26 protein-coding genes are annotated in these 24810 nt (G+C 38.8%); 6 read left to right on the forward strand and 20 right to left on the reverse strand.

Annotated features, from left to right (window positions below; translation table 11 throughout):
* Positions 1 to 181 precede the first annotated feature (181 nt).
* The 3 genes from HWV02_RS13445 to HWV02_RS13455 all read right to left on the reverse strand — a co-directional run bounded on the left by HWV02_RS13445 (position 182) and on the right by HWV02_RS13455 (position 5134).
* The gene (locus tag HWV02_RS13445; protein WP_211688177.1) at positions 182 to 2128 is read right to left on the reverse strand and encodes a UvrD-helicase domain-containing protein; all 1947 of its coding nucleotides are present in this window, start codon (positions 2126 to 2128) and stop codon (positions 182 to 184) included.
* Position 2129: 1 nt separating this feature from the next.
* Positions 2130 to 3884 carry an ATP-binding protein gene (locus HWV02_RS13450; RefSeq protein ID WP_211688178.1) on the reverse strand — a complete coding sequence of 585 codons (1755 nt, stop codon included), beginning with the start codon at positions 3882 to 3884 and terminating at the stop codon, positions 2130 to 2132.
* A 788-nt stretch (positions 3885 to 4672) separates the two neighbouring features.
* On the reverse strand, positions 4673 to 5134 hold the full coding sequence (locus HWV02_RS13455) for an Imm26 family immunity protein (protein WP_211688180.1): 462 nt from the start codon (positions 5132 to 5134) through the stop codon (positions 4673 to 4675).
* Positions 5135 to 5639: 505 nt separating this feature from the next.
* On the opposite strand from HWV02_RS13455, the gene HWV02_RS13460 reads away from it, so the two are divergent.
* Positions 5640 to 6527: a site-specific integrase gene (locus HWV02_RS13460; protein WP_211688182.1), complete on the forward strand. Its 888-nt coding sequence runs from the start codon at positions 5640 to 5642 to the stop codon at positions 6525 to 6527.
* Positions 6524 to 7585: an IS91 family transposase gene (locus HWV02_RS13465; RefSeq protein WP_211688183.1), complete on the forward strand. Its 1062-nt coding sequence runs from the start codon at positions 6524 to 6526 to the stop codon at positions 7583 to 7585. The genes HWV02_RS13460 and HWV02_RS13465 overlap by 4 nt, the downstream gene beginning before the upstream one ends.
* A gap of 256 nt (positions 7586 to 7841) precedes the next feature.
* Here the strand turns inward: HWV02_RS13465 and HWV02_RS13470 are convergent, their stop codons facing one another.
* The gene (locus HWV02_RS13470; protein WP_211688185.1) at positions 7842 to 8351 is read right to left on the reverse strand and encodes a hypothetical protein; all 510 of its coding nucleotides are present in this window, start codon (positions 8349 to 8351) and stop codon (positions 7842 to 7844) included.
* A gap of 1022 nt (positions 8352 to 9373) precedes the next feature.
* On the opposite strand from HWV02_RS13470, the gene HWV02_RS13475 reads away from it, so the two are divergent.
* Positions 9374 to 9781 (forward strand): LexA family transcriptional regulator, encoded by a 408-nt coding sequence (locus HWV02_RS13475; RefSeq protein ID WP_211688187.1) that lies wholly within the window; start codon positions 9374 to 9376, stop codon positions 9779 to 9781.
* Between the two features lie 140 nt (positions 9782 to 9921).
* Entirely contained in the window at positions 9922 to 10317 is a 396-nt protein-coding gene (locus HWV02_RS13480) for a DUF4113 domain-containing protein (protein WP_255550330.1), read from the forward strand.
* A gap of 295 nt (positions 10318 to 10612) precedes the next feature.
* On the opposite strand, the gene HWV02_RS13485 is transcribed toward HWV02_RS13480, so the two are convergent.
* Together HWV02_RS13485 and HWV02_RS13490 are read right to left on the reverse strand one after the other, a co-directional pair.
* Positions 10613 to 11227: an imm11 family protein gene (locus HWV02_RS13485; protein WP_211688189.1), complete on the reverse strand. Its 615-nt coding sequence runs from the start codon at positions 11225 to 11227 to the stop codon at positions 10613 to 10615.
* Position 11228: 1 nt separating this feature from the next.
* Positions 11229 to 13550, reverse strand: a complete 2322-nt coding sequence (locus HWV02_RS13490; RefSeq protein WP_211688190.1) for an AHH domain-containing protein — start codon at positions 13548 to 13550, stop codon at positions 11229 to 11231.
* 665 nt (positions 13551 to 14215) lie between these two features.
* On the opposite strand from HWV02_RS13490, the gene HWV02_RS13495 reads away from it, so the two are divergent.
* Positions 14216 to 14467 (forward strand): ogr/Delta-like zinc finger family protein, encoded by a 252-nt coding sequence (locus HWV02_RS13495; protein ID WP_211671963.1) that lies wholly within the window; start codon positions 14216 to 14218, stop codon positions 14465 to 14467.
* Between the two features lie 56 nt (positions 14468 to 14523).
* On the opposite strand, the gene HWV02_RS13500 is transcribed toward HWV02_RS13495, so the two are convergent.
* From HWV02_RS13500 to HWV02_RS13545, 10 genes are all read right to left on the reverse strand, one after another.
* Entirely contained in the window at positions 14524 to 14856 is a 333-nt protein-coding gene (locus tag HWV02_RS13500; RefSeq protein ID WP_211688192.1) for a hypothetical protein, read from the reverse strand.
* A 236-nt stretch (positions 14857 to 15092) separates the two neighbouring features.
* Positions 15093 to 15230: a hypothetical protein gene (locus HWV02_RS13505; protein WP_175545872.1), complete on the reverse strand. Its 138-nt coding sequence runs from the start codon at positions 15228 to 15230 to the stop codon at positions 15093 to 15095.
* Positions 15231 to 15354: 124 nt separating this feature from the next.
* Entirely contained in the window at positions 15355 to 17787 is a 2433-nt protein-coding gene (locus HWV02_RS13510) for a replication endonuclease (protein WP_211688193.1), read from the reverse strand.
* Positions 17788 to 17839: 52 nt separating this feature from the next.
* A complete protein-coding gene (locus tag HWV02_RS13515; protein ID WP_211688195.1) occupies positions 17840 to 18136 on the reverse strand; it encodes a hypothetical protein in 297 nt (98 codons plus the stop codon).
* A gap of 17 nt (positions 18137 to 18153) precedes the next feature.
* A complete protein-coding gene (locus HWV02_RS13520; RefSeq protein WP_211688197.1) occupies positions 18154 to 18381 on the reverse strand; it encodes a hypothetical protein in 228 nt (75 codons plus the stop codon).
* Positions 18378 to 18764 carry a hypothetical protein gene (locus tag HWV02_RS13525; RefSeq protein ID WP_211676318.1) on the reverse strand — a complete coding sequence of 129 codons (387 nt, stop codon included), beginning with the start codon at positions 18762 to 18764 and terminating at the stop codon, positions 18378 to 18380. The genes HWV02_RS13520 and HWV02_RS13525 overlap by 4 nt, the downstream gene beginning before the upstream one ends.
* The gene (locus HWV02_RS13530) at positions 18761 to 19051 is read right to left on the reverse strand and encodes a hypothetical protein (protein WP_211688199.1); all 291 of its coding nucleotides are present in this window, start codon (positions 19049 to 19051) and stop codon (positions 18761 to 18763) included. Before HWV02_RS13530 ends, HWV02_RS13525 begins: the two co-directional genes overlap by 4 nt.
* Before the next feature lie 9 nt (positions 19052 to 19060).
* A complete protein-coding gene (locus HWV02_RS13535) occupies positions 19061 to 19351 on the reverse strand; it encodes a hypothetical protein (protein WP_211676321.1) in 291 nt (96 codons plus the stop codon).
* Between the two features lie 12 nt (positions 19352 to 19363).
* Positions 19364 to 19882, reverse strand: a complete 519-nt coding sequence (locus tag HWV02_RS13540; RefSeq protein ID WP_211688201.1) for a phage regulatory CII family protein — start codon at positions 19880 to 19882, stop codon at positions 19364 to 19366.
* A gap of 197 nt (positions 19883 to 20079) precedes the next feature.
* On the reverse strand, positions 20080 to 20283 hold the full coding sequence (locus tag HWV02_RS13545) for a Rha family transcriptional regulator (protein ID WP_075473515.1): 204 nt from the start codon (positions 20281 to 20283) through the stop codon (positions 20080 to 20082).
* A gap of 141 nt (positions 20284 to 20424) precedes the next feature.
* Here HWV02_RS13545 and HWV02_RS13550 point away from each other — a divergent pair, with 141 nt between their 5' ends.
* On the forward strand, positions 20425 to 20991 hold the full coding sequence (locus tag HWV02_RS13550; RefSeq protein ID WP_211688203.1) for a helix-turn-helix domain-containing protein: 567 nt from the start codon (positions 20425 to 20427) through the stop codon (positions 20989 to 20991).
* Between the two features lie 242 nt (positions 20992 to 21233).
* Here HWV02_RS13550 and HWV02_RS13555 read toward each other — a convergent pair whose 3' ends face one another.
* The 4 genes from HWV02_RS13555 to HWV02_RS13570 all read right to left on the reverse strand — a co-directional run bounded on the left by HWV02_RS13555 (position 21234) and on the right by HWV02_RS13570 (position 24771).
* The gene (locus tag HWV02_RS13555) at positions 21234 to 21869 is read right to left on the reverse strand and encodes a Cthe_2314 family HEPN domain-containing protein (RefSeq protein ID WP_211688204.1); all 636 of its coding nucleotides are present in this window, start codon (positions 21867 to 21869) and stop codon (positions 21234 to 21236) included.
* Between the two features lie 196 nt (positions 21870 to 22065).
* A complete protein-coding gene (locus tag HWV02_RS13560) occupies positions 22066 to 22530 on the reverse strand; it encodes a hypothetical protein (protein WP_211688206.1) in 465 nt (154 codons plus the stop codon).
* 132 nt (positions 22531 to 22662) lie between these two features.
* Positions 22663 to 23370: a DUF2971 domain-containing protein gene (locus tag HWV02_RS13565; RefSeq protein ID WP_211688208.1), complete on the reverse strand. Its 708-nt coding sequence runs from the start codon at positions 23368 to 23370 to the stop codon at positions 22663 to 22665.
* Between the two features lie 633 nt (positions 23371 to 24003).
* Positions 24004 to 24771, reverse strand: coding sequence for an FRG domain-containing protein (locus HWV02_RS13570; protein WP_211688210.1), 768 nt, complete (start codon positions 24769 to 24771; stop codon positions 24004 to 24006).
* Positions 24772 to 24810 lie beyond the last annotated feature (39 nt).

The raw sequence follows: 24810 nt of genomic DNA on the forward strand, positions 1-24810 counted from the left end.
AAAACTAAGCCACTTTCATCCAAGTTTTTACGTATCTAAACTGTAAAAAAGGAACTTCAGCTTAGTTATTTTAGCTGTCGTCAAACGGATAGGCTTAGTAACTACCCATAATATACATTTGGATAGTTTAAAAGCTGAACTAGTGAATATCCTGAAACTAATTTTGATATTTAAACAATTATCAACTAACTACATCCGTCAATTCATGCAAACAACTAGGCATTTCTTCAGTGCTAAATAAAACTAATTTTTGACCAGCTCTAGTCATTGCTACATACAATTTTCGGATTGATTCTTGTTCTATTGATTCTTTTTCATCTTCCTTTAAGTTAATATTTTTTGACTGAATAAGGATATCACCAACCCCTAAAACAAACGTAATACCAGATTCCATACCAGTACAGCTATTAATATTCATTAGTTTAATTTGATTCGCATAATTCTGAGCTTGAGGGGCATAACTACCGTTTAAATTATTAACACAACCCTTCCCTATTTTATCTTCTATATTTTTAGCTAACACCCAAGGGGTGATACTTCCACCACAAAGCACCATTATTTGGTTTAACGAGATACCAGGTTGTTCGGTACATTGATGCAGCTCATTAAGAAACCTAGTTTTTTCATCTTGTGGTGTGTCACTATAAATAACTAACGGTTTAGAACCTCGCTCCATTTTATCGAAATTAGGCTTAATAAAGTCTTCACCACTTTCGTTAAGACTCGACAACAATGCATTGGCTGCAATCATGATTTCATAAGTGGTTCGGTATGAATGGCTTAGCTTTTTTGTCCGCCCTCGTACATTTAACCCCACACTTTTCCAGCTCAATCTATTTTTCAAAAAGCCTTGGTTTGGATCGGCACACATAAATAATTGCCCATATGAATACAAAGATTTTTTTACTAGTTGCAACCAAGATGGAGCAAAAAATTGCGCTTCATCAATTAATATATGATCAAACTTGTTAAGTTCTCCAGACTGATTAAGACACAATCCTCTGATATATGTACTAGGTAAATAGCCTTGTGACATGCACATTTTTTCAAGCATTAATTCATACAACTGCCAAACTAATTGACGCTGAGATTGCTGAATTGCAAAACCTCGCCCTTGTCGCTCATATTCTAAATAAGAGTTTTTATCTTCTATCAGATAATCATTAATGTATTCCAACTCAGACCAAATTTGTACATCGGAAAGTTTCAGTTCTTTAAAACTAGAATGTTTATTATTTAATATTTCAGCTTTTATTAGAGATAATGATTTATCACCAAATAATGGTTTTGTTCGCCCATTAATTTTATTTTGTTGCATTAAGGCAAATGAATGGAAGGTTTTAATGCTTAAATTTTTAGGTATCCCCCCTAAAAAATTTTCAATTTTATGGGTAATATCGCTTGTTACAGGTTTATTATGAATTAATAATATTACTTTTTTTTCTGGAAATTTATTACAATATAACAATGCTCGATTTATCAAGATAAGTGTTTTACCACAGCCCGCAACACCATTAATTAACCTGACTGTATTTTCAATGCTTTCTTTAGGGGCGATTTCGCTGTCTAGCATATCAAGTTTGGTAGCACTTTCTTGATCAAAATCTAAAAATAATGATTGTAGTTTTGCAGTATTATCGTGATTAATTAGTTTCCTACGAGTGCTACAAACCGCTTCTATTTTCGATTCAGGAAATAAATTTATCTTTATCCACTCATATTGTTGCAGAGAGCTTTCTACTAAATTTTGTCTAATCAACTCATGACCATTATCGAAAAAATCCTGTTTATTAACCAAAGTGAGCATCTTTGTATCTTCTGCCTGAGCAATTATTAATGAATCTTCTTCTGTCACTGCCAAATATTTCAATGGGATAAACCCTAATTCAGATAAAGATTTATTAAACTGGAAAAAAATATTGAGCTGTTCTGATGTAGGTATTTTCTCATGAAAACCAATTACCAACCAAGTTTGGCAAGGACCTTCTATAACCACTTGCCCTATTTTTGCATCTTTCATCACGGGTGTACGGATGCAATATTTATCTTTTAAGAGTTCAAATGTTTTTTTAAACTTTCGACGTTGAATTCGAGGCAAATCGCTTAGTGCATCCATAAAAATTGCCATGTTAAAATTCCTTTTCGGTTAAATGTGTGGCAGCTTTGAGCAATGACTGATATAGCTGAACATTGTCATTTATTGTTTTTTCTTTTGGATTAGAGACTAGTTCAGCAACTAAGTTATCTGATAAAAAAGGACCAATTAATATAAGCTTGGTCATAGGCCGACTTATGGCTACATTAAGCCTTTCTGGTTGAAAAAAAAATGACGCAACAGAGGTAAGAAACTGAACATCAGTGGTGCACAAAGATATAATTATCATCTCTCGCTCCTGCCCCTGCATACGCTCGACAGTGTCAGTTACTATTTCTTTAGCTTTGTTTTCTGGCATTACTTTTAACAACTCAGTTTTTATTACTTTTCCATGATTTCTATAAGGGGATACAACACCAATCTTGTCAGGGGTTAAGCCAGACGATACTGCATATTTAATTATATCTGCCACCAACTTTGCTTCCGAACGATTACTCGTTTTAGCATCGTGACCTGGACTTTTAATGTAAACAAAAGGTATATCTGAACTCAGTACATTTTTGTAGTTCTCCGGTATTTTAGGTAATTCTAATAAACGATCTTTATTGGGTCCTTCTGATTTCAATGCTCCACCATAGAGTGCGAGACTAGGCCATTTAGATAAATATTTGTTCATTCGATAGGTATCACTGAGCATAGTTTCAAGCACTTTTGGTGCATTAATAAGTCGCGAGAATATTGAGTCGTTATCTGATTCCAATACTGATTTTGATAAAATAACTGGTGGTAGTTGTTTATGATCACCCACAAAAATATATCGCTTAGCTTTTCTCATAGCCATTACTGCTAGTGGTGTTGTAATTTGGCTTGCTTCATCGAAAATAACAGTATCAAATTCATATTGATCTAAGCGTTTAGAGCAGGTTGCGAAAGGTGTAGCACCTATAACATAGCCTTTATCAGGTCTATCTTCCCAATCATCGGCATAACCAAAGCAATCAACATTGTCTAAACCTTTTTTTGAATTATCACCTCCAACTTTTATGCAAGCAATACCTTCTTTAGCAATTTTATTAAGGGCATTATTAATAGCCATATGCGTATGCGATGTAATAAATACTCGCTCATTACGTTCAACCAATAATTTTGTAATACAACTGATAACTTTAGTTTTACCTGTGCCCGGAGGGCCTTGTATACAGGCTAAATATTGCGCAGCAAAAGCATTACCAACAGCATCTGCTTGTTTGTCATTTAATCCAGCTAGCTCGGCTTTATCGGCAGCTTCTTGATATTCATCTTCATAAATACCATCTATTTTTAAATCCCCAGCCAGCAGAGGCAATACAATATCTAGTCCAATACTTGTTTCTGCAAGTTCCGCTAAAGCTTGATCATAGAATGGTTTTAGATTCATTCCATCAGGGTCTGCATAACACGGCATTTTCGCTTGCTTTAAAGCATTCAGATCTAATTTATAACCGCTAATAAGCCAACGCCCATCATATTCGTCATCAATACTAGCTTGGTTTATAAAGGTGCTTCCGATTGCATCTCCGAGATGTAAACAAATCATATCGCCTTCACGAAATCTAGACTCACCCTCACCTAAAGTTAATTCAACATAACCATTACCTTTCACTGTAATATGAGTAATAAGCTGACTTTCACCTGATTTTATTTTTTGTTTAATCGATTTTTCCCAAACTTCAATAAGTTTGGCTTGGTTCGCATCATACTCTCGTTGAATTAATTCCCTTAATTCGGTTAATACTAATTTTAATGACATGAATTTACCTTTAAATTATCATGTTAGATTTTCCACAAAGTAAAAATATACTCACCTTCTACAAGCCAACAACCTTATACTTCTTAATGATGAATATTTTATTATTAAAATAATTTTATAAAGCATGAATCAGATTAGAACGAATAGTGAGTTAATTCATAGACCGTATTGTAAAATTCAATTTTGCTCATGGGCTATATAAATTAACAGCCTTTATTCATAACGGACTTGACCTTTACCCTAATAACTAAGTATTACATAACCACTTATAAATTAGATAGTTACCAGATCACTTTTCTTGAAATATTTACCTAATATCTCCAATAATTAACCTATGAAATTGCCCAGGTTAATTATTTCGTGTGTTTCAGTTCTATTAGTTTATTTTTGAAAATTATTAACGTGATGTAGAAAACAGTTATTAAGGATAGCGCTAGACGGGATTACCTAACCGATAAGCAACCGATAAGCATAGTAAAAACGTTTATTTGAAGTTTTAGAATTAATTGATGTACGTATATTAGATCATTTCGTCGCGGGTAAAATGGCTATCTTATTCGAAGAAGAGGGATTGCGATGAAAGATCTACAGTTAATAGTAGCTTACTTAAAATGTCAGAAAGGTAGCTGGTTAGACTAAAAATAAGTCGAGGGAAATATTGAGTTAGCAAGGCTAGCTAACTCATTTTTGGACAAAAGTGGCTTAGAGCTTATGCTTCAAAGGATAGGTTTCGCATTACAGAAAAGTATGGCTAGATTGAGGTTAACGCAGCCTTCTTGGCTTTATACCTATACCTTATTTCCAGCTTTTAAGGACTCAACCCATATATTGGGAGTTCCATTTTTGGCATCCAATAATCTACTTTCAATATGCTCTGGATCCCATACGGCAGCGCACTCTAAATCAATACACTGTTCAAGACCGACTTCAGTTTCAACTGTACCGATATCATGAAAATATTTCTTGGAAATAAAATCAAAATTATAGAAAGTTGGTTCTTTACTTAATTCACCATCAAGATCAACTTGACCGATTACAGGCCAGTGTTTGCTCCCAATTGCATGTTTCATTACCCATATTCTAAAACCAATATCAGAAAATAGTTCAAGCGAAGCTTGCTGCTTTTCTTTATAGTTGGCTCCCCCGAACACTATTAGAGGGAAAGTGATAACAACACCGTAGCAATATGAACCATCAGCTAATAGAATTTCAACAACATTCCCACTATCCCAGTTTTTTCTACGTGCCATATTTTTCCTTGTGAGTATTCCGCCCATTTAATTAGTGAAGCAATGTTGGCCTATGATGAACATTTAATACTCTTGCAATAGAATGAAATCACATCATTCTCTAGGTCACGCACTTTATAATATTTTCGATCTAGTTGGTTGGCTCGTATGTCTTCTATATTAAGATAACAAATCTGACTTAAGCCACCTCCGATCTCATTTAGACTCAAGTTTGAGACATCAGTAAAGACCACTTCAATCAATTCATCAGGTAAGTTTTCATCCTTACATAGAACCAACTTCAGAGTGCTCTCGAAGTAGTTCGAATCCATATCTGTTGTGAAAGACAATGATTTAATAATGAGATGAGTAATTAACTCTGAATTTAGGTGATCAATATTCAACTGTTTTTTGTCCGTTTAAGCAACTTGTTGAACGAAGCCGCTGCGCGGCAGAGTCTTTGCCCTACCAGTCATACTAACCAATAGCATCACCATTATGGTGGTGCCTTATTGGAGTTATTCGTATGAATCATTCACAACAGCAACGATTTAATTATCTTTATGAACAACACCTTACCAATTTAAGGCTACAAGGTAAACGGCCAGCAACCATTGATGGCTATTCTCGTGCGGTTCGACGAATTTCAGCTTACTTTGATAAGTCTCCCGATGGATTAACTACTGCTGATTTAAAGGATTACTTTAACAGTCTTATCCAAACGCACTCATGGAGTACCGTTAAAATAGACCGTAACGGCTTACAGTTTTTCTATCGTTACACCCTCGACAAACAATGGGAGTGGCTCAACATTGTCAAACCACCACAAGTTAAACGCCTGCCTGATATTTTAACTCCTACGCAAATAAGTAAAGTCATTAACGGCACCAAGAAGCAACGCTACCAAGTGTTTTTTCTCACCCTTTACAGCATGGGACTACGATTAAGCGAAGGCTTAAACCTGACTGTTCATGATATTGATAGCCAGACTATGCAAGTCCATATCCGTGAAGCTAAAGGTGGCAAAGACAGGTTGGTGCCATTACCTAAACGAACTTTACTCGCACTGCGCAGTCATTGGCAAACGCATCATCATGCGCGACTGATTTTCCCTGGCTTGGGTAATGGTATGAACTCGCCGATGGATAAAGGCGGCATTCAAAAAGCCATCAAACAAGTTTTACGTGATTGTAATATCAATAAACTCGTTAGCCCGCATTCACTACGTCATTGCTTTGCTACTCACTTACTCGAAGGCGGATTAGATTTACGCTCACTGCAAGTCTTACTCGGTCATGCCTCGCTAAATACGACCGCTAGATACACTCAATTAACCCAACTCAAACAAAAGGATGCGGCCGTTGCCATCAATCAACTCGCTGACAAGTTAGCGCTAGATTGGAGTTTGAAATGAGTACCTTCATTGATTTACTGCGCATTCATCATGACGAGTTTGAACAACAATTTGGCAATCAACTTTCCCATGACAGCCGTCGTGCAATCTACGCTATGCTCAGCTGTAAAACGAGCAACCAAGGTTGCTCACAATGGTTTTGTAAACACTGCAACCACGACGACAGGCTGCCACTGTCTTGCGGTCATCGACATTGCCCGCAATGCCAACAACGCACAACTTCTGATTGGCTCATGCGTCAACAATCAAAGTTACTGCCCGTGCATTACTTTATGGTCACGTTTACTTTGCCCTATGAACTCAGGCTGTTAGCACGCCGCCAGCCAAAGGCGCTTTATCAATCGATGTTCTCAGTCGCTGCAAGTGTGTTGAAGGATTTTTCCAAACGTAGAAACGGCGGTGAAATAGGTTTCACCACCGTTTTGCATACTCACAGCAGGAAACGTAATTTACATCCCCACTTACACATTATAGTCGCTAATGGCAGCTACAATAAAACGCGCAACCAATGGCATAAAGGTAAGAGTAATTACCTGTTTAACGCCTTTGCATTAGCTAAAGTCTGGCGAGCGAGAATGATTGATGCAATCAATCAGCACGCTGATTTATCACTGCCAAACACTAAAACATTACCGACTAAATGGGTCGTTGACTGCCGAAAAGTCGGTTACGGTCTTCCCGCCTTACAATATCTGTCACGCTATTTATATCGGGGTGTGTTGCCTGATAAAGACATTATCGACACATCCAATAATACCGTTACCTTCAGATATAAAGACGGACAAACTAAAGCAACGAAAACAAGAGCCTTACCGACATTGCAATTCCTCTGGCTTATCTTGCAGCATGTGCTGCCGAAAGGGTTACAGCGAGTGCGGGATTATGGCTTTTTGCACGGTAATGCAAAGCGGTTACGTGTGCGTATTCAAGTCATATTACTGCATCTGTTTAATTGGAGTATGTCTGAGCTCGTTGCAACGAGCACAGCAAAAGCAATCCGTATTTGTCCTTGCTGTCAGCATGAAATGAGGTGTGTTGGCATTACACGAACGACCTAGCCGAAAGGCGAACATAATAGGAATAATGGCATTAACATGACAGGTTGGAGATATTAAATTTATGGTTCAACTAGCTAGTTAATCGATAAATAACAGGTCTGTTATTTATCTCAATTTCGTTCGTCTTGGGTTTAACCCCAAGACGAAGTCCCCACCAAGATCAAACACGTAATTTACTATATAAAGAAGGGCTCGGGCTTGCTCAACACTCGAATAAGGTGTCGGCTGCGCGACACCTTATTCTTATATGTTAGCTTTACATTACACCAATTAGCCCTGATACGGCACCACCTAAAACGGAAGCAACTGTTGGGTTAGAAATTAATGATTTTAACAAACCTTTTGCTTCTTCTCTTTCTGCGGGTGTGGAGTTTGAAGATTCAATTTCTTGAGTAAGCTGCTCGAAAGCATTAACTATATTTTGAATGTTTCCGTCACCAACTTGAACATTAGAGTTATTAATATGGAAGGTTGTATTATTTGCCACTTTCTTTTCTCGCTCTTGTTTTGTCTCTTTTACTACAGTAATTGAAAAGTGTGACCGCATCCTTCCTATGCCTGAATTAAATTGAACATCAGTTATAGCAAAACGTTCTTCTGTTCCATTAGGTAAAGGCTGGATGACCACATCATTTTCAGTAACAACTAATTGGTCATTAAAGATAACAAGCTTTGATGGGCCAAATTTTGTTTTAAATGGACCTGTACGCTCGCCATTTTTATTTTCAATAAATGCATTGTCTGTCATCATGCGTTGAAGTGACATATAATTCTCCTTGTAAAGCTAACGTCTTGTATAGTAGGACGTCTCGATTTTCCAAATTCATTCACCATTACAAAGTACAATCAATCGACTGAAAACTAAGACTAAACTTCAAATAGCATAAATACATGTTTCTGGGAAAACGAGCCGTCCTGTAAATTAATTTTTGAGTCTTGTAAGTTACAATAAAAACTCGCTATGTGTCTGAGTATATTAACTTAATTTTTTAATAACAAGCTAAACAAGACTGTTTTCTGACAAACCGTGGCTGCTTTTACCAAAATACCAATAATACTGTATAAAATCATCCTATCTAACCATTTTCTTGATGCATAAATAAGGTCAATTCAGTTGATAAATTTTGTATAAGAAAATCTATGGCAAATCGATATGAGCATATAATGAGTGAGTAACAACTCTAAATTGGTTTGGGGCAGAACCTTGATAGCGCCTAATGTAAAATATGTCAGCTATTCACCGCTTTAATTTACGGTTAATCTTTGTTGTGATATGTCATTTAGCATGACTACATCATTTTCTGTTAATCTTTTGATCAGGAGCTAAATCAAGACGATTTTAATGTTTTCGCAGCCAACTTTAGTCCGCTGAAAAAATAGATTTATTCGCTGTCCAGGCCCAAACCTTTTGGTAAAAACCTCATAAAATTTACATCAGTTAACTGATTTTAGTAAATTATGATTTATCGCCTCAATAAACCTGAAAGGTTTGTCACTTTGTGTCAAAAGGTGTCACAACTTTGACATTAACGATCTTTAAATGATCGTTGCGATCCTTTACTGGCAAGGCTTGGGCTATAGTAGCGTGTCCATCGTTGTGTCAAAAACGTGAAAAAATTGCGAAAACGCGGTAGGCGAAGAGGAGTGAATTTACCGGAAGTTTAGCCGTAAGATTTAATCTCTCTCCCCTGGAGGAATTCAAATCAAATGGTGGAGTAACCCCCACTTCTTGAATTTTTCTTACAACTGGCCATAAATAAACACTGTGTATAACAACAGTGTTTATTTATGAATATAATTCCAATCTCTGCAAGTGCCGGTATCACTGGTTTTGAAAGTCCTGCGGCTGAATATAGTCAGCTTAGATGTACCTTGGACGAAATTCTTATCGAGCACCCGAGCTCCACTTTCATTGGTAAAGCCAGTGGTGATTCAATGGAAGATGTTGGTATTTTTGATGGTGACTTATTGATTGTTGATAGGCATGTTACGCCCAGGCAGCACGATATTATTGTTGCTAATTTAAATGGAGAGTTCGTTTGTAAGTTACTTGATGTTCGCCAACGTATGCTAGTGTCTGCAAATGATAAAGTTAAGCCTGTCTTCATTAATGATTTAAATTCTTTTAGCATTGAAGGGGTTGTTATACGCTCTATTCGTTGCCATCGCCCTAGCTATCTATTGGATGATAAGTAGTGTTTGCCCTCGTTGATGCCAATTCATTCTATTGCAGAGCAAGTGTTTCGCCCAGATTGGCGTAATAAACCCATTGTGGACTACAGCATGCTGGCATTGCATCGCTAAAAGCACGTCAGCAACATTCATTGTGTAAAGTAATGCTGTGCTTTGCGGCAAGCTCACCGTTTGATGACAAACCCGCGAGTTACCACGCTATTCATCATTTCCCATACCCGACTGCAGATGTGGATCAAATAACGAAAGCTGTAACCCAATTAGCAAAAGAGTTGTTCCATAAAGATGTGAGATATTACAAGATAGGTGTCAGCCTGATTGATTTAGTTGATGGTACCCATGAACAAAAAGATTTGTTCAACTCTGAGCAAAATAACGAAAATCTGATGCAAGTGTTCGATAAGCTCAATCAGAGATATGGCAATAATACCGTATTTTTAGGCGCCCAAGGCACAGAGCAAAAATGGGCCATGCGACGTAAAATGCTTACACCACAATATACAACCAAATGGCAGGATATACCGAAGGTAAAGTGCTGAACGCTCTTGGTCATCTCTGCAAGGACATAATGATTAGATCCGTCAATTTCTCTTGGTAATTATAAAAACGACAGAGTCGCTTGGTAGTTATGATACGACAAAGTTCCTTGGTGATCACACGGATTAGAGCGATCACCCTAAGCCAGAGCTGAACACTAATGGCTTAGAGTTGAAACTTTAAATGGTGCAGTTCGCATTACAAAATTCTATGGTTCATAGCAATTGAACGAAGATAAAGCGCCATTAGGCACTTTATCTAATTAAGATGATTCGATAGAAAATCTATATTTAAATTTTACAAATCACCAAAATCATCATCAAAGGCACTGCTTATTCCCCAATCATTTACTTTCTTAAAACCAAGTCCAGTTACGTTAGCCGCTTTTAACGCTGCCACGACAGTTTCATGGAAAAGAAATTGTGGCTTTTCGTCTAAAACGAATATTAATCGTTCTTGAAGCGGAATTTTATCCAATAATTCTTCATTCAATGAAAAAGATTCCAATATGAAGTCATCATCAACATAAGTGCCGTCAATTTTAGAGCGGCCTTGATGCATCGCACGATAAACGTTCCATATATGCATGAAATAATGTTCACTCCACACCTGATCTCCATTAATAATATCCGCTTGATAAAAGTCGACATGCTGAGGGTTAAACGTTTCTATCACTTGTTTAAACGTTTCAGAAACTAAAAATTTAGGGGTTTTATGAAAGTCACAAGGTTTAAAATCACGCTTACTACCATCTATGATTCCAACTTTCCCGAGACCTCGTACTAGGTTTTTGATAGAACCTTGTGAAAGTAATCGCTCTAAGCCATCATCGCTACCATCAATTTGAGCCAACATGTAATCAGCCGCGGTCCCGATTTCTGTTAGTAAATAATATTCATTATCGTATTTCATGTTACTTCCCTAATCTGAGAGTGCCGGTAAATCGTCCTTTACCTAAATTATGATTTCTCTTTACGTTACAATCTTGCGCTCGATTATTACCGATTCGTTTCGTGGTAATGCCATCAGTATTACAGCACCCTAATGAGCTATCAGGTCTATAATCGCGGCCATCCCATGCAATAGTCCAGCTGAAATCATTAATATAATTTAAGATTTTTTTACTACGTTCTTTCATTTCAAATTCAAATTTAGCGTTCAATTTTTTGGGATTATCGGCAAATTGACACAACTTTCCTTTTTCGACCGAATGCTGTACTTCCTCAATTAAGTCACTCGTAGCCTTCGTGTATCTAAGGTCGCTGCCTTTTTTAGTCTTAAACAATGTATCCTGGAATGTTTTAATTTTTGAATTATTTTTTGCTTCTTCGTGTTCTTTTAAACGAGAAAAAACGACATCATTTTCTTTTAATGCAATTCCCTGAGTGTGACTCCCTTTATGTCGTTGAACACCTAATTCACAGGCAAGTTCAATATCACCGGGTAGGACTACGCTATTGTGTGCTTCATTAATGTCATAACTGAATTTATTAAACAGTTTCTTCCACAACTTATCTGAAACTGATTTGCAGGGGATTACATGATGAACCTCCAGTGACTTACTCCCTGTAAACCACGGATGCGCTTCTGGAAAACCAGGTATTGTCTTCGCTATACCAGCGTAAAGCGTTGAATCTTGTCGGGTGTTTTCCCCTTTCCCTAATTTTGGTTTAGCTTTGTTATCGCAACTGGCCTTATTACAAATAGGGCAAGCTCTGGGCTTGTCATCTTTTTTATCTTTATCCAGTGGCGTTTTATTTTTTTCTATCTTGGCATGAGTATTTTTATTTCTTACTTTCTTCAATACATCTATTAATTTAGTCAGTACATCTGTCATGCCTTCAAGTGCTTTAGCACCTTTTCTTGCTGTGGTTGCTCCTGCAACCGCAGCACCTGCAACGGCACCACCAGGGCCTGTAACTGCGCCAACGGCAATCGTTGTAACAACGACAGCGCCTGCATCCATACCAGCTTGGGTACCCTGCGCTATCCCTATTTCTATTAGCTCGTTTTCAGGCATCACCTCAAAGAAACGCTGTGGCAGTGATAATAATATCTCACGAGTTTTCTGATCCGACAATAACAGAATCAGCACTTCCATTGATTCCGTTGCGCTTTCGTAACCCGCGGTACCACGATTTTCCCATGCCTGAAATTGCTTTTGTAAATCAGTGATATCACCAGTGTAGATAGCTTCTATCATTACGGTTATATCTATGTCGATAACATCCATTAACGCACCGAACTCGCCCAAATCAGGGATGTACTCAGTGATGCCTTTACCGACACCATTTGCCGCAGCCTTGGCATTTTCCCACGCGGCTTGATATGACGGCAATGCATCAAACTCATCTGCTCTGGCTTTGATTTCGGCAATTTCAGCTTCGGCAGCGCGTTTCAAATTATCACGTAGTGCCTTGGTCTTTTTATCAGTTTCATCCGGAGGTGGTATAGAGGCTAGCAAACCCCGATAAAAGTCACGCATGTCAACTGCACTTTGCTGTACCGCGTCACCAAGTTCACCGTATAGGCCATTCAATTTACTTTCTAACGCGCTTTCATCATCGGCGTAACAAAATTCAATCGTACCACCGCCAGCAGGAACACCAGTTTCAACAGCCAGTCCTTTATCGTCAAGCACACCAGTTCGCTCTTCACCATCACTAAAAACAATACGGTAAGGGACCTTAGTCGCAGGCGTTTTTTCAATATCCTCATAAACTAATTCGATATTAATATCTTCCAATGGGACAGCTGCCGCATCAGCTATCGTCCGGGTTATCACCGGCGCAGTACTTCCATTACTCGCAGCTGTAATTACCGCTGGCGTACTTGAATGACCACCGGATTCTTTCATACTGTTTTCATTTAAAATATGACTTTCTATGTCTTCTATTAGTGTTAGTTCTGCTAATTCATGTATTTTATTACCCAAAACGTTTGGTAGTAGGTGATTCACGTTACCGCTTGGCGAAACAACACTCGATACCAGCGGGGCCGGTATACGAATTAATACAAGCTTTCCTGTCTCAATTCTTTTCGCTATTAATTCTAATGGATCTAAATTCGGTCGTGAGTGTCCAACTGCTTTACTGTGTTGTTTAAGCTTTGCAATGCTATCGCGTTGAAACATACCAGACTGACGGCGAATAATTCGCGCAGCAGCTTTCGGCATCATAATTGCGCCTAAGTCCATCGTAGTCAGTTCACCAAGCTGTTTAAGTGCATAGCGCATAGTTACAGCCCCTTTCTAGCATTAGAGGAGCTTGTTTAGAGGTTAAGGTCATAAAGATAAGTCCATTTAATCTTTTAAAAATAGGGTTAGCTATCAATTAAACCACTGACAAACTGAAGCACTTACAAACAGTAATGACAACGATAAAGATGCAGGCGGTCCCTTGCCAGAGCAGTTTTTCACAGGTATTTTTAAATATTTATTATCAAATGCTTATACTACATTTCATTTATCATACTACCCAATGAAATCTGTTAAATTAGCACCTTTGCAATACTTAAGACTGACCATTGGGTGTCAATAATAATACCAACGATTAAACCATAACTGAGCTTCTGTTTTCCTCGCTCGTTTATATATATTACATGACTGGTATATAAGTAACTGAACTAAGCTATTTAGGTGCAAACCCAGATTATATTTATTACTCTAAGACAGTGTTTAGATTATCGACTTCCCCACCGTATAAATATCCAAGATTATAAAATAATGATTTATGAAAGATGTATAGACTGCAAACCAAAAAATGAATGGTCTTCAACTCATTTCAAAAGTGCCACAGCTTTCACCTTGGTAAGTACATAGTGACCGCCACGCCACTGTATAAAAACACAGTCAAATAATGTACAATCTACACACCAGTATGTTAATTAAGTGGATGTTTTATGCGAGTACTTTGCTCTGAGTGTGGCGATAAAAGCCGTATACAAAAAACGAATCGAATTTCGATTGAATACACAGATTTATATTGCAGCTGTACTAATCCAGAATGCGGCCATTCATTTGTAATGAACCTAAGCTTTAGTCACACATTAAGCCCGTCAGCAAAAAGCTCAGGTAAGCTGGCCTTTGAAATGCTTAAATCACTCGATCCCAGTCTGCAGAAAGAACTTAAGCAGAAGCTTTCAATGTTGTAATAGCAAAACTGGGTTATGAGGGTTTGCTATTACACATCTAAGATTGTTCACCAGGTCTAATCAATCGACTTATCTAAACGTTCGGTATTACAAGCACCTTTCAAAACACCCATACGTCTAACCATTTCATTCATGCGCACGGTCATTTGATTCATATCTCGCACAAGATTTCTTGCCGCTTCAGAATCGATTAGCGACTTACCCTCTACATTCATCGTCTGCAGAGTCGTTCCATTACTATCAACAGTAATGAGATATCGCGTGATATGAGGGTCATCATTTAACGCTGTCACAATGCCACTTGTATCAAGTACCTGGTCATCTTTATTTTCTAATATTCGACGCTGGAATATCTTGCTCAGACTCCAATTAAACTTAACTTTTCTCATATCTACCCATCTCCATAACTGTCATTCTATGTTGGAATTTATTAATAATATTCTTCAATTACCACACGACTAAACAGCCTATTTATGGCCTATTCAGTCATCTGATGTTTGCTATTCGTGTCATCGTCTTTCTGCTGAATACAGCTTTAACGTGAACGCTACAATCAATAATATGGGCTGCGGTTTTATAGGGCTGAATTACCATTTTCAAGTACGACAGCATTAATGCTAACGCGTTAACTAGGCGCTTCTTCGCCCGTGTCGTTCTGTATCAATGTCAATAAATACACGACAACTTCCTCGTTATTTTTAACCGTATCTTGCGCCGATGCGTCAATGACAAAGTTCTCAGCATCTATTTGTAACTCTTTCATAATCCAGTCCTTAAAATAAAACAACTGGATAAGATTACAGTGGTTTTATTTACTTGTATATGTGAAAAAAGCACATTCCAAAAATGGATTATATAACGATAGCAGTAACCACTTTTAACCAGCACTAACCCCAATCCCAGTTTTCCCAATCTTCCCAACCAGGCACAAATTCTTGATTATTATCCACCTTGAGCGCTGGCGTATTCCAACCCTCCCAAATATTAAGTTCCTTAGGCCTCATCTCGACAAGTTCTGGCGGATGATATTTGCTGTCAACGTAATACCCTCGCCTAAACTTCATAATTTGGTCTGTATCGAGCCGGATTTGACCACCTTGCTCCATCGAATTGACCAGGTGATCATCTAAATTGATACCACGACTTTTCAAAAGGGTCTTAATTCCAGTATTTAACCTGTCGCTTTTAGAGGGCGTACAGTTAGTGACAGAACTCCGAGAAGCCCCTTCGGGACTCATTAAACCCTCAGCACCTGCGGTGCTACTGGTGCTCGCTTCACTGTCGAGCAATGCTTGAGACTTGCGTTGGATCACCCAGTTGCGAATACGAGTCTTAACCGGTGTTTCATTGGTAACTTTAAAGCCTTGGATCTTACTTACGTACTCCCCGTATTCATTACCCATCTCGGTGCCGTCATAATCATTACGAATGAGCAAGTTTTTACGCTTCACGAATGGGCCACCTTGCGCCATAACATACCCTGCAAAGTCGCCTTTGTCGGCACACTTCATTGCAGTGGATGCGTTATCGATGTCTGTTTTTAATTCTGCTTTGTATTTACCAGTAAGCACATCCCAACGTTGTAACGAATTCATTGCGGCATAGTTTAAACGTGGCCCCTGAAAGTCTAATTTAGGGCCTATAAGGTAAGGGTTTTGGTCTGGGAATAATTCGGTAAATAAGTTGTATTGTTGCTTTGCATTAAGCAAGGCAACGTAGCTTTTGAATGTGTTTACGTCGTTGTTGGCATAACGGCGTAATTCTCGATACGTGGTAACCGGTGCCCCACCAATCGCTTGAAACTGACGAATACGCCAACGACTTGCCCAGGCAGTAACATTTGCCGACATTTCTTTTTGGTCGCGCCCTGTCTCGTCGTCTTTTTCGTCATCCATGGCATAACCATCAATGTTCTTACTTATGTATTTAGCAATGTAGCCGGTTGCTGAACCCAGTTCAGAATCGATAGCAACGATCTCGCATCGAGTACGCAAGTTCGGTGGCCCTACTGCTATTTGTTTCTTGTTTATTGTCGGGAATAATTCTTTAAAATCTTCTTGTACTGCGTAATGCGTGAATACCTCACTCGCCCGCTTTACATCGTGCGGCTGCATGAACAAGAGTAAATGCCAATGTGGTGTACCGTCGTGATGTGGTTCGACAACTCTGATACCAAATACTGAAATATCATCACGTTTGAATTGAGCGCGGATTTTAGCCCAAACACTACATAAATAACGCTGTGCATCACGGGGACTGTTACCCATCCAGTGATCGATAAAGCCGCCCTTTTTGCGGGTGTGGTGATATTTGGATGGTGCGGTTAAGGTAAGGAACAGCCCTTCGCAACCCATGGCTTGGGCAATATTCTCGTAACCACGCATCCGAACCATCAGTTCGCAACGGCGAATGGCTGGATTACCAGTGGATTTATAGAACATTTCAGAAAGTGCTATCTCTTCGTCCATGTCTTCATCAAAGACCGACATGCCTTTGATGAAATCACGGTTACGTTGTTTTTGGTTCTTCCATTCGTGCAAACAGTCACGGGAACAGTACGGGCTTGCTGACTTTTGAACTTGGCCTACTGCGATTGCTAGATGCTCGCGCATTATCGAGCGCTTGGCTTTTAGTTTACTTTCCCAGGCACGATTACAGGTTAAGCGTAAAATGCCACACTCTGCTTCTGCAGCTGTTAAGTCTGATTGGGGTTTATCATAGGGTGGTGTATAACCAAACTTACGGCTAATTTCACGTAGGCCACAAAAGACCTGGATAATAGACTGCTCGTAGCCTTGGGCTTCATCCTGTTCTGCAGCTTGGTCATCGAGTTGTACGGTAAAGAAATCAGCGTACTGTTGCGCTAATACTTTGAGTTCGCTTTTATCCATTTCTGCGAGCAGTTTTTCGCGGAACAAGTCGCCACTGCGGATATAAGAATCACGGTATTTCGCTTGCTGGTTATATTGTGCTAATACCTTTTTTAAACGTGGGTTAATCTTTGCTCCCACCGTTTTTCTTAAGTACTTGTTGGCGTATTGACGGCCATTACGCTTAAAGGCTTTGATATAGCGCTCGGCAAAATAGCGACTAAGGTAATGCGGCATGTCACCAAAGAACTGCTTGCGCCATTGATGGTCTTCGAGATCGGGGTTAGCCTGGAACATCGCGTTTTCGATTAGCGACATTTCAGGTTGTGGGAATTCTTTGCCTAGCGCGGGTATTCTGACTGGCTTACTGCTGCAGTCCTCCGCGCTTTCAATCATTTCAATAATGGTGCTACGGCCAGGTAATGACTGGGCATGATTTACACCAACCATTAAAGCGATAGCTCGCCAACAACCTTAGGATAAGCTTTACTACGACAATAATTCATAGCGCTGCCTCCGTTTTTATAACCTTGGTATTGCCGTAAAACTCCACATCTTCAAACCTGAAATGATAACGGCCATTCTCGCCATCAAAACTAAAACAGCTAATGAAATCTTTTAAAAGAGAAGTAAAATCACCTTTCGAAATAGCTGCAGTCTGATCAACAGCTAACTCTCGTACTGCTTCATGCAAATATTCTGTGAGCTCTTCGCATGGGTAACCGTCAATTATTGAACCGGCGAATAGGTCAAACATATCAATCATTTCTTGTTCGTTAATTTCATGTCTAATAATCATGGTTAAATATCCTATATTCATACTTCCGCATATTCCTGCGCGTTTAATACGACATAACCGCCCTGGCCTTTTGGTCGACCGATTACGCTACGAAACAACTGGCGACAATCTAGCTGCAGGCATGCGTTATCGATGGCATCTTGTTTGGTTTCGCATTCGCCTATTTCGACAGTGCGCAGTTCGTGGGTTTTAGGGTGTTCACGCATGCCGCCACTTGGGCAAAGCTCTATTGCTAGATACATCATGCGACCATCCAGATAGTTGTATTGTGAATATCGAGTGTTTTTTCCCACCACAATTCAATACAGGCTACTAACTTGGTTAAGCCGAAGCCTTGCGCCATAAAGTACACAGAACGAATAGCGCCTAAGGCAAGTTGCTCTTGGGTAGAGCCTGAATCTGAACAAGCTACGACGCTTTGCCAAAAGGCAAATACAGTAATCAATACTTCTTCTTGCTTTAGCGTTGCGTAAAGGTTGAAATGAAAACAAGGCATTGCAAGTGCATCGCTACGACCAGCATCAACGCATTCAAACAAATCGATGATCCAATCGGCTTTGTCTTCATCGATACCAAGCGAGTGCAGCGCCGAACGCACATTTTCGACGGGGGCTAAAATACGTTTCATGCCGCCACCTCACTCTTTATCAAGTTGCTAAGTTCGTTATACGTAGAAGTGACTTGTCTAAATGCAGTTAAGCCATCGAGGTAAATGGTTTTATCCATTAGCTTGTGCGCAGACCAGGTATTCGGGGTTTGTATGCCGCTAAAGTAGGCTTTATCAACGGCGATTACTTCGAGTGCATCGGCATGGCCAATATAGCGAACAGACACACTTAATTTTTCAGGTTTGGCGATGGCAATAAACATGAGTTCGTTGATCACGTCGTTCATTGTTGGATTTGCTTTAATCATGGTATTCCCTTACTTGTTAAATTCAGTTAATGAGTAACCAGCCATTTCATTGATTACCGGTGCTAAACGTTTTATGACGCAGTGGATCGCGGCTCTTTGAATTTGATTAAATTTTTGAAACGTAAATTTCATGTCACGCTCTTCCATTCCAGCTGCGAAACAAATAACGCGCTTTATCTCGTCACCTTGTTTGTTGTAGATAACAGCGACACGATTATGGCTAAACATGTCTCGGACTTGAGCGATGGCTTGAGCCGCCGTGTCTTGGTGCTGTGTTTGTACGAGTTGTGCTTGTCCCATAACAATTCCCTCTTACATACCTGGTAATGGCAATCCGCCGATAACAGCATCTGTACACATGGACACGAACGGCCCTGCACCACCGCAACGGTTTTCAACGTCTGACATAAGAAAGACCAGTTCACGAACAGCGTCTTGTGCCTTTTTGATTATTTGGTCTTTTTTGAATCGGGTTAGCCGGCGATCGGATTCGGCTTCTAAGATGTGTCGATTTATTTCACCGGCATGGCTGGTCACGCTCATGGCGCTAAGAGTGAGTGGTTTTGACTCGCCTTGCTTGGGTAGACGAACGGCGGTTAGTCCGACTTCGAGTATTGCGCTGTTGATAATGTCGTGATTATCGGTTGCGGTAGTGATTTTAATTAACTCGCTAACGGTTAATTGATGTGGCTGATTGGGGTTAAGTTTATTGCGTAGTATTTGCCCACGCATACCGCACTCGTTTGCAATCTGTTCTATGTTTTCTATGTCTGCAAACCGAACACATGCAGACTCTATTAGGCTCTGTTTACTCTCATTTGACTCATACATTGCTAAAATCTCCTTATATGCAATGATTAAGTAACAAACCAAGTACGCAAATGAATATGATCGCTTCTGTTTTAACGATTATAGAAAAACGATGCTTGCGTTTATTCACGCTTGGTTCGATGAATACACCTGCCGAAACCTCTATAAAGCCCTGTTGATGGGCGTTTATAGTGATCTCTGATTGGCTATTGGTTTGATTATGCAAATTTTTGTGCATCGGCTTTTTTGAACAAGGCAACAAGGTTGATTAGTACGGCCTCGTTTCTGCTTTCTTTTGGCATGATAGGTAGCTTTCCACTCGTAACAGCATGATCAATAGTGCTTATTGATTGCCCTGTTGCGGCGGCATATTTCTTTTTTGTGCAGTAAGGCACGTCGAGATGTATTGTAATTGACGACATAATGGTATCCTTGTTGGTTGTATTTAATGGCATTAGAGCTCATAACTACGCATATGAGCAGTGACTCAATTGAATGGTACAATTAAAATGAGCAGCAATCAAATATTTTCACCTCCTTTTAGTTATAAAGGTGGAAAAAGTGTGACCGAGAAACTAAAAGTAGTCACTAAATGTAAGACATATGACGAGATGGCGGTCGCATTTGACATACCAAAGTCAACAATCTTCACTTGGCATACTCGTGATATGACTCCATATGAGATCGCAATTAGAACTCATTTGATTACAGGGGTGTCCCTAAAGTGGCTTTTATTAGATGAAGGTGAAGCATTCAGTGAAGGTGATACATTTAATACAGTAGCTACTGATTCAAAAAGAACGGTCTCTATTGAAACAATATCTAACGGAGAGCTAAGTAATTCGAGCCAAATCGGTTTAGACTTCGTTGCAATGAAGAATTATGGCTTAACAGTAGATAACACTCGTATTATTAATCTGGACGGAACACTTCTTTTTATTAATACGGCAGAAACCAAAGCTAATTCAGGTCGCTATTTATTGGATATTGACGGTTCTATTTCTATTAATCATTTACAGCGTTTACCAGGTAAAAAGTTAGCCATGAGCTATGGCAATACATCAGTTGAAGTTGCAGAAGCGGATATTGTTGTGTTGGGGCGTGTAGCGCTGGCAATGGAAAAAGAATAGAAGAGATCTGTTTACAGGCTGTGTAGAGACGAATTATAACCCTGCTAATTAACGTTGCATGATTTTGAGTTAGCTAGGCTAGCTAACTCAATTCTGGACATAAGCAGCTTAGAGCTTATGCTTCAAAGAAGATATTTCGCATTACTGAAAGTATACGCCTCGTTAAGAGGCAAGAAATCATTGGCTAAAATTAGTGACGAAGGAGCAAAAGCCAACTGTTTTTTGTCCTTTAAAACGACTTGTTATGCGCTCTCTAGTAAACTGGTATAAACGAATGAAAGGCTATCAATTAAGTCTTTAACTAAATCATCCATCGTCGAAACAACCTCTGTAAATGGTTTGATTGCCTCATCTATTACAATATTTTTTATTTCATCGTATGACATGACATCTGTGATTTCTTTTACACAGATAGACTCAATTTTGGCATTTTCAATTGTCTGTAAAACCATTATATTTTTACTTGAATATCCAGATTGATGTGCGACTTTATTACGAGTATCCCTGAGGTTTCCAACAGCATCGCTCATTTTACTTAAAATATCCGCTGACGCCGCTGAAAAATCAGTTAATTCTTTATAAACCTTTTTGTTACCACCTAATCGTTCAATCTTATTGTTTTCCATTAACATCGTCGAACCCGCCAGAAGGTGAGAACGGTCAATAATGCTTATTAATCTCAATAAAAAATTTTCGATGTGGAAAGCATGATGTTCTGAAAAGTTATATTCAGAATCGACATAATCAGTTTTATTCAAATACTCTAACGTAATAGATAAATTTTTAAACGCATTATCTATTTCAGCGACTCTTGAAAATATGTTTTGAGCATACTGTTCCATAGCTGATGCATTATATGTTGTATTACCCTGCTGCATTGCAGTTAAAGCTTCACTGAGTGACTTTGTAACTAAAGGGAATAGCTGTTTAATATGGATGTTTTCTGAGTGGATGGTAATACTCCTTGAGGTGCAATGCCCAGTTAACGGGCACGTAGGTTGATGTTATTTCTTGCATTTGTTGTCTTTTGCAAAAATTATGGCAGCCGTTAACGTGTCCATGTTGAACTGCTTGTTAGGCTTTTGACTGCGGGATTTCTATGGTTTTTATTATAATATTATTAGAAATTTCACTACCATCGTTATCTCTGATAGAAACTTCCTGTTCTTCTGGGTATCTAGGATTATCGAAAAACCTAGGTACAACACCATACTCTTCAAACAATTCCGGGTTAATAACATATACAACCCCAGGGCGAATGCCTCCCTGCGTAGCAAAGTGGCTAGCACATTTCAATGTTCGAGATAATGAAATGAATGCACCGTCATGCATTCCTGATTGAATTTGATGAGCCCGAACCGCATTTGTCTCTGAAGGAATTCGGCTTAAAGTACCATCCCTCAAAAACACGACATTGTTATCAGGATCATGATCTCCGCGACTAATAGTGACCTCGACATTTTCGCCTTTAGGAATCAACCTCCCTTGATCACGATTATGCATTTCTGCCGATACACCTCGAAATAAATACTCTGTCATAATTCCCTCAAAGCCTAACGCCCAATTAAGGAGTGAGCAACGCTACCACCCAACCTAAACCATTGTGCCGTAAATACTAAAGTCGATTCAAACCGAAAATGCCAAGCGTTGCAAATCTACTTAAATTGCTTGTTAAGTAACATTCATAAAGACAAGCTCATACTTATCTTGAGCGATTTTTGCTTGCTGCACTGAAATGTTGTGATCGTATTTACTCATGAATTCAACGACCTCATCCATCAAGGCTCGATAATTCTCAGATGGCATTTTTGCGCCAACGATTACTGAAGAAATCAAACGTGGGTCAAATTTGTGGATGCCTGCACCTTTATTGGTAGAAAGTACCCTATATTCCTGCTCATACTTCCAGTCTTGCGACTTAACTAAAAACTGCCTGTAGTAGTCAGTAAAATTGTTGGTTCCAACCACTTTTACTGGCATATCGTGACTATACTCGACGTAATTACCACCAAAGCAGAACTCTGGATTATTGACCATCCTTTCGTCGTTTAAGTCCAAGCTGAACTCCACCACAAAGCCTTTGTGATTATCTGCATAATGTGACCACATTAGGATGTTATCCCGATACTTTGACAAGCTACAAATCCCAACCTTTTCCATTAAAGTATCGTGCATAGCCCCACTTTCTATGACTGTGCGAATCCTCTCTCGTAACTCTTCACTATGATCTTGAACCTTTTCCGATGATAAACCTAAGCCTGATGCTATTTGATCTAGTATTTCAGGACGAGACATATAAGCTTCAATCGAACTATCTACATCGTAATTAACTACACAATCAAAAGGGTCGTTAAACTCCGGGGCACTCGAAAACTTCATAGTGCTAGATCTCAATATCTGTAACGAACCCTCTGAAAACGGAACATATTTGTATACTTTCAAATTACTACCCCATGTTACTTAACATTTGTATAACAGGACTCTCGATGTCCCGAATTCATTCACTTCAATAAAAGTAGATTAATCAATTGAAAAATAAGATTATACTTCAAATTTATTAATTACATGTTTATGGGAAAACGAGCCGTCCTGTAAATTATTTATTTAGTCTTATAAGTTATATACAAGGCTCGCTATGTAATTGAGTATATTGACATTAATTCTAGGCTACAAGATAAACCTGACTGCCTTTTGACAAATTGAGACTGCGTACACCGAAATACTAATAACACTGTATAAAATCAGCCTATCTAGTCTTTTTCATTACACATAAGTAGGATTAACTTAGTTGGTAAATTTTGCATGATAAAATGTATGGGAAATTGTCATGAACAAAATATGAATGAGTAGAAACTCTAACAAGAAAAGGGGCAGTTTCGGCTTAGAGCGATCACCCTAAGCCATTGATGGACATAAACGGCTTAAAGTTTATCCTTCAACAAGGACATTTCGCATTACTGAAAGTAAAGCGAAAATGGCACGTGTTTACAGAATCCGTCTTAAGCAACTTTGTTATACCTTCGGCATCAAAGGTGGTGGAGGTGGAGGTATTATTTGCTGTTGACTTGTAAAGTGTACTTCTTTCAAATGTTGGCAAAGCCCATCAAAATCAGGAAATAGTGTCATATCGTTAATCCCCATGGAGTTTAATTCTTTCATTACTTGAGTTCTTTCTGAAGCAGGCATGTCGTAGCGCCATAAAAAATCAACTCCAGCATCTTTGGCTTTTTGCAATATGAAAGGTTCTATATTTTCAACATTGGTAGATGTTGTAACTCCCATTTGCCGAATCATTCTCTGGTTTCCAGTTGCATATGCAGCAAAATTACTCACAAAAAGCTCAGTTCCCAAAAAATTTGTTACGGAACCGAAATTTTTATTCCAACTATCAATGTCAAAAATAAATACTGAGACTTTATCATTTGGCTTGGGTTTCAATGGAGCACCTTTAAAAGCAAAGTATGCAGCTACATAACCAGATAATGTCCAATCTAACAGAGGAGTAGGAAAACCATGATGCTGTAATTTACCCAGAAAAGTTGAATATTCAGCATTATTAAGTAAGTCTACAGGAGCATCAAACGCTGCAACTTGATAATTAATATCTTGCATAATAGTACTAAAATAATGTGAAAGTGATACTCCTTTTGGCACAGAGTTCCTATGAAATGTTGATTTCAAAGGCCATAATTTATCACTCTGCCCACGATAGTAGTATTTTTTGTTGCAACGAGTCGCTTCAGAAATCCATTTTTTATAACTTTCCCAGTTTTCTTTCATTATTTATATCAACCTGGTAAATATTAGGTAATAGAGAGG

Origin of the sequence: Moritella sp. 28 (assembly GCF_018219435.1) — a bacterium.
Taxonomy (GTDB): domain Bacteria; phylum Pseudomonadota; class Gammaproteobacteria; order Enterobacterales; family Moritellaceae; genus Moritella.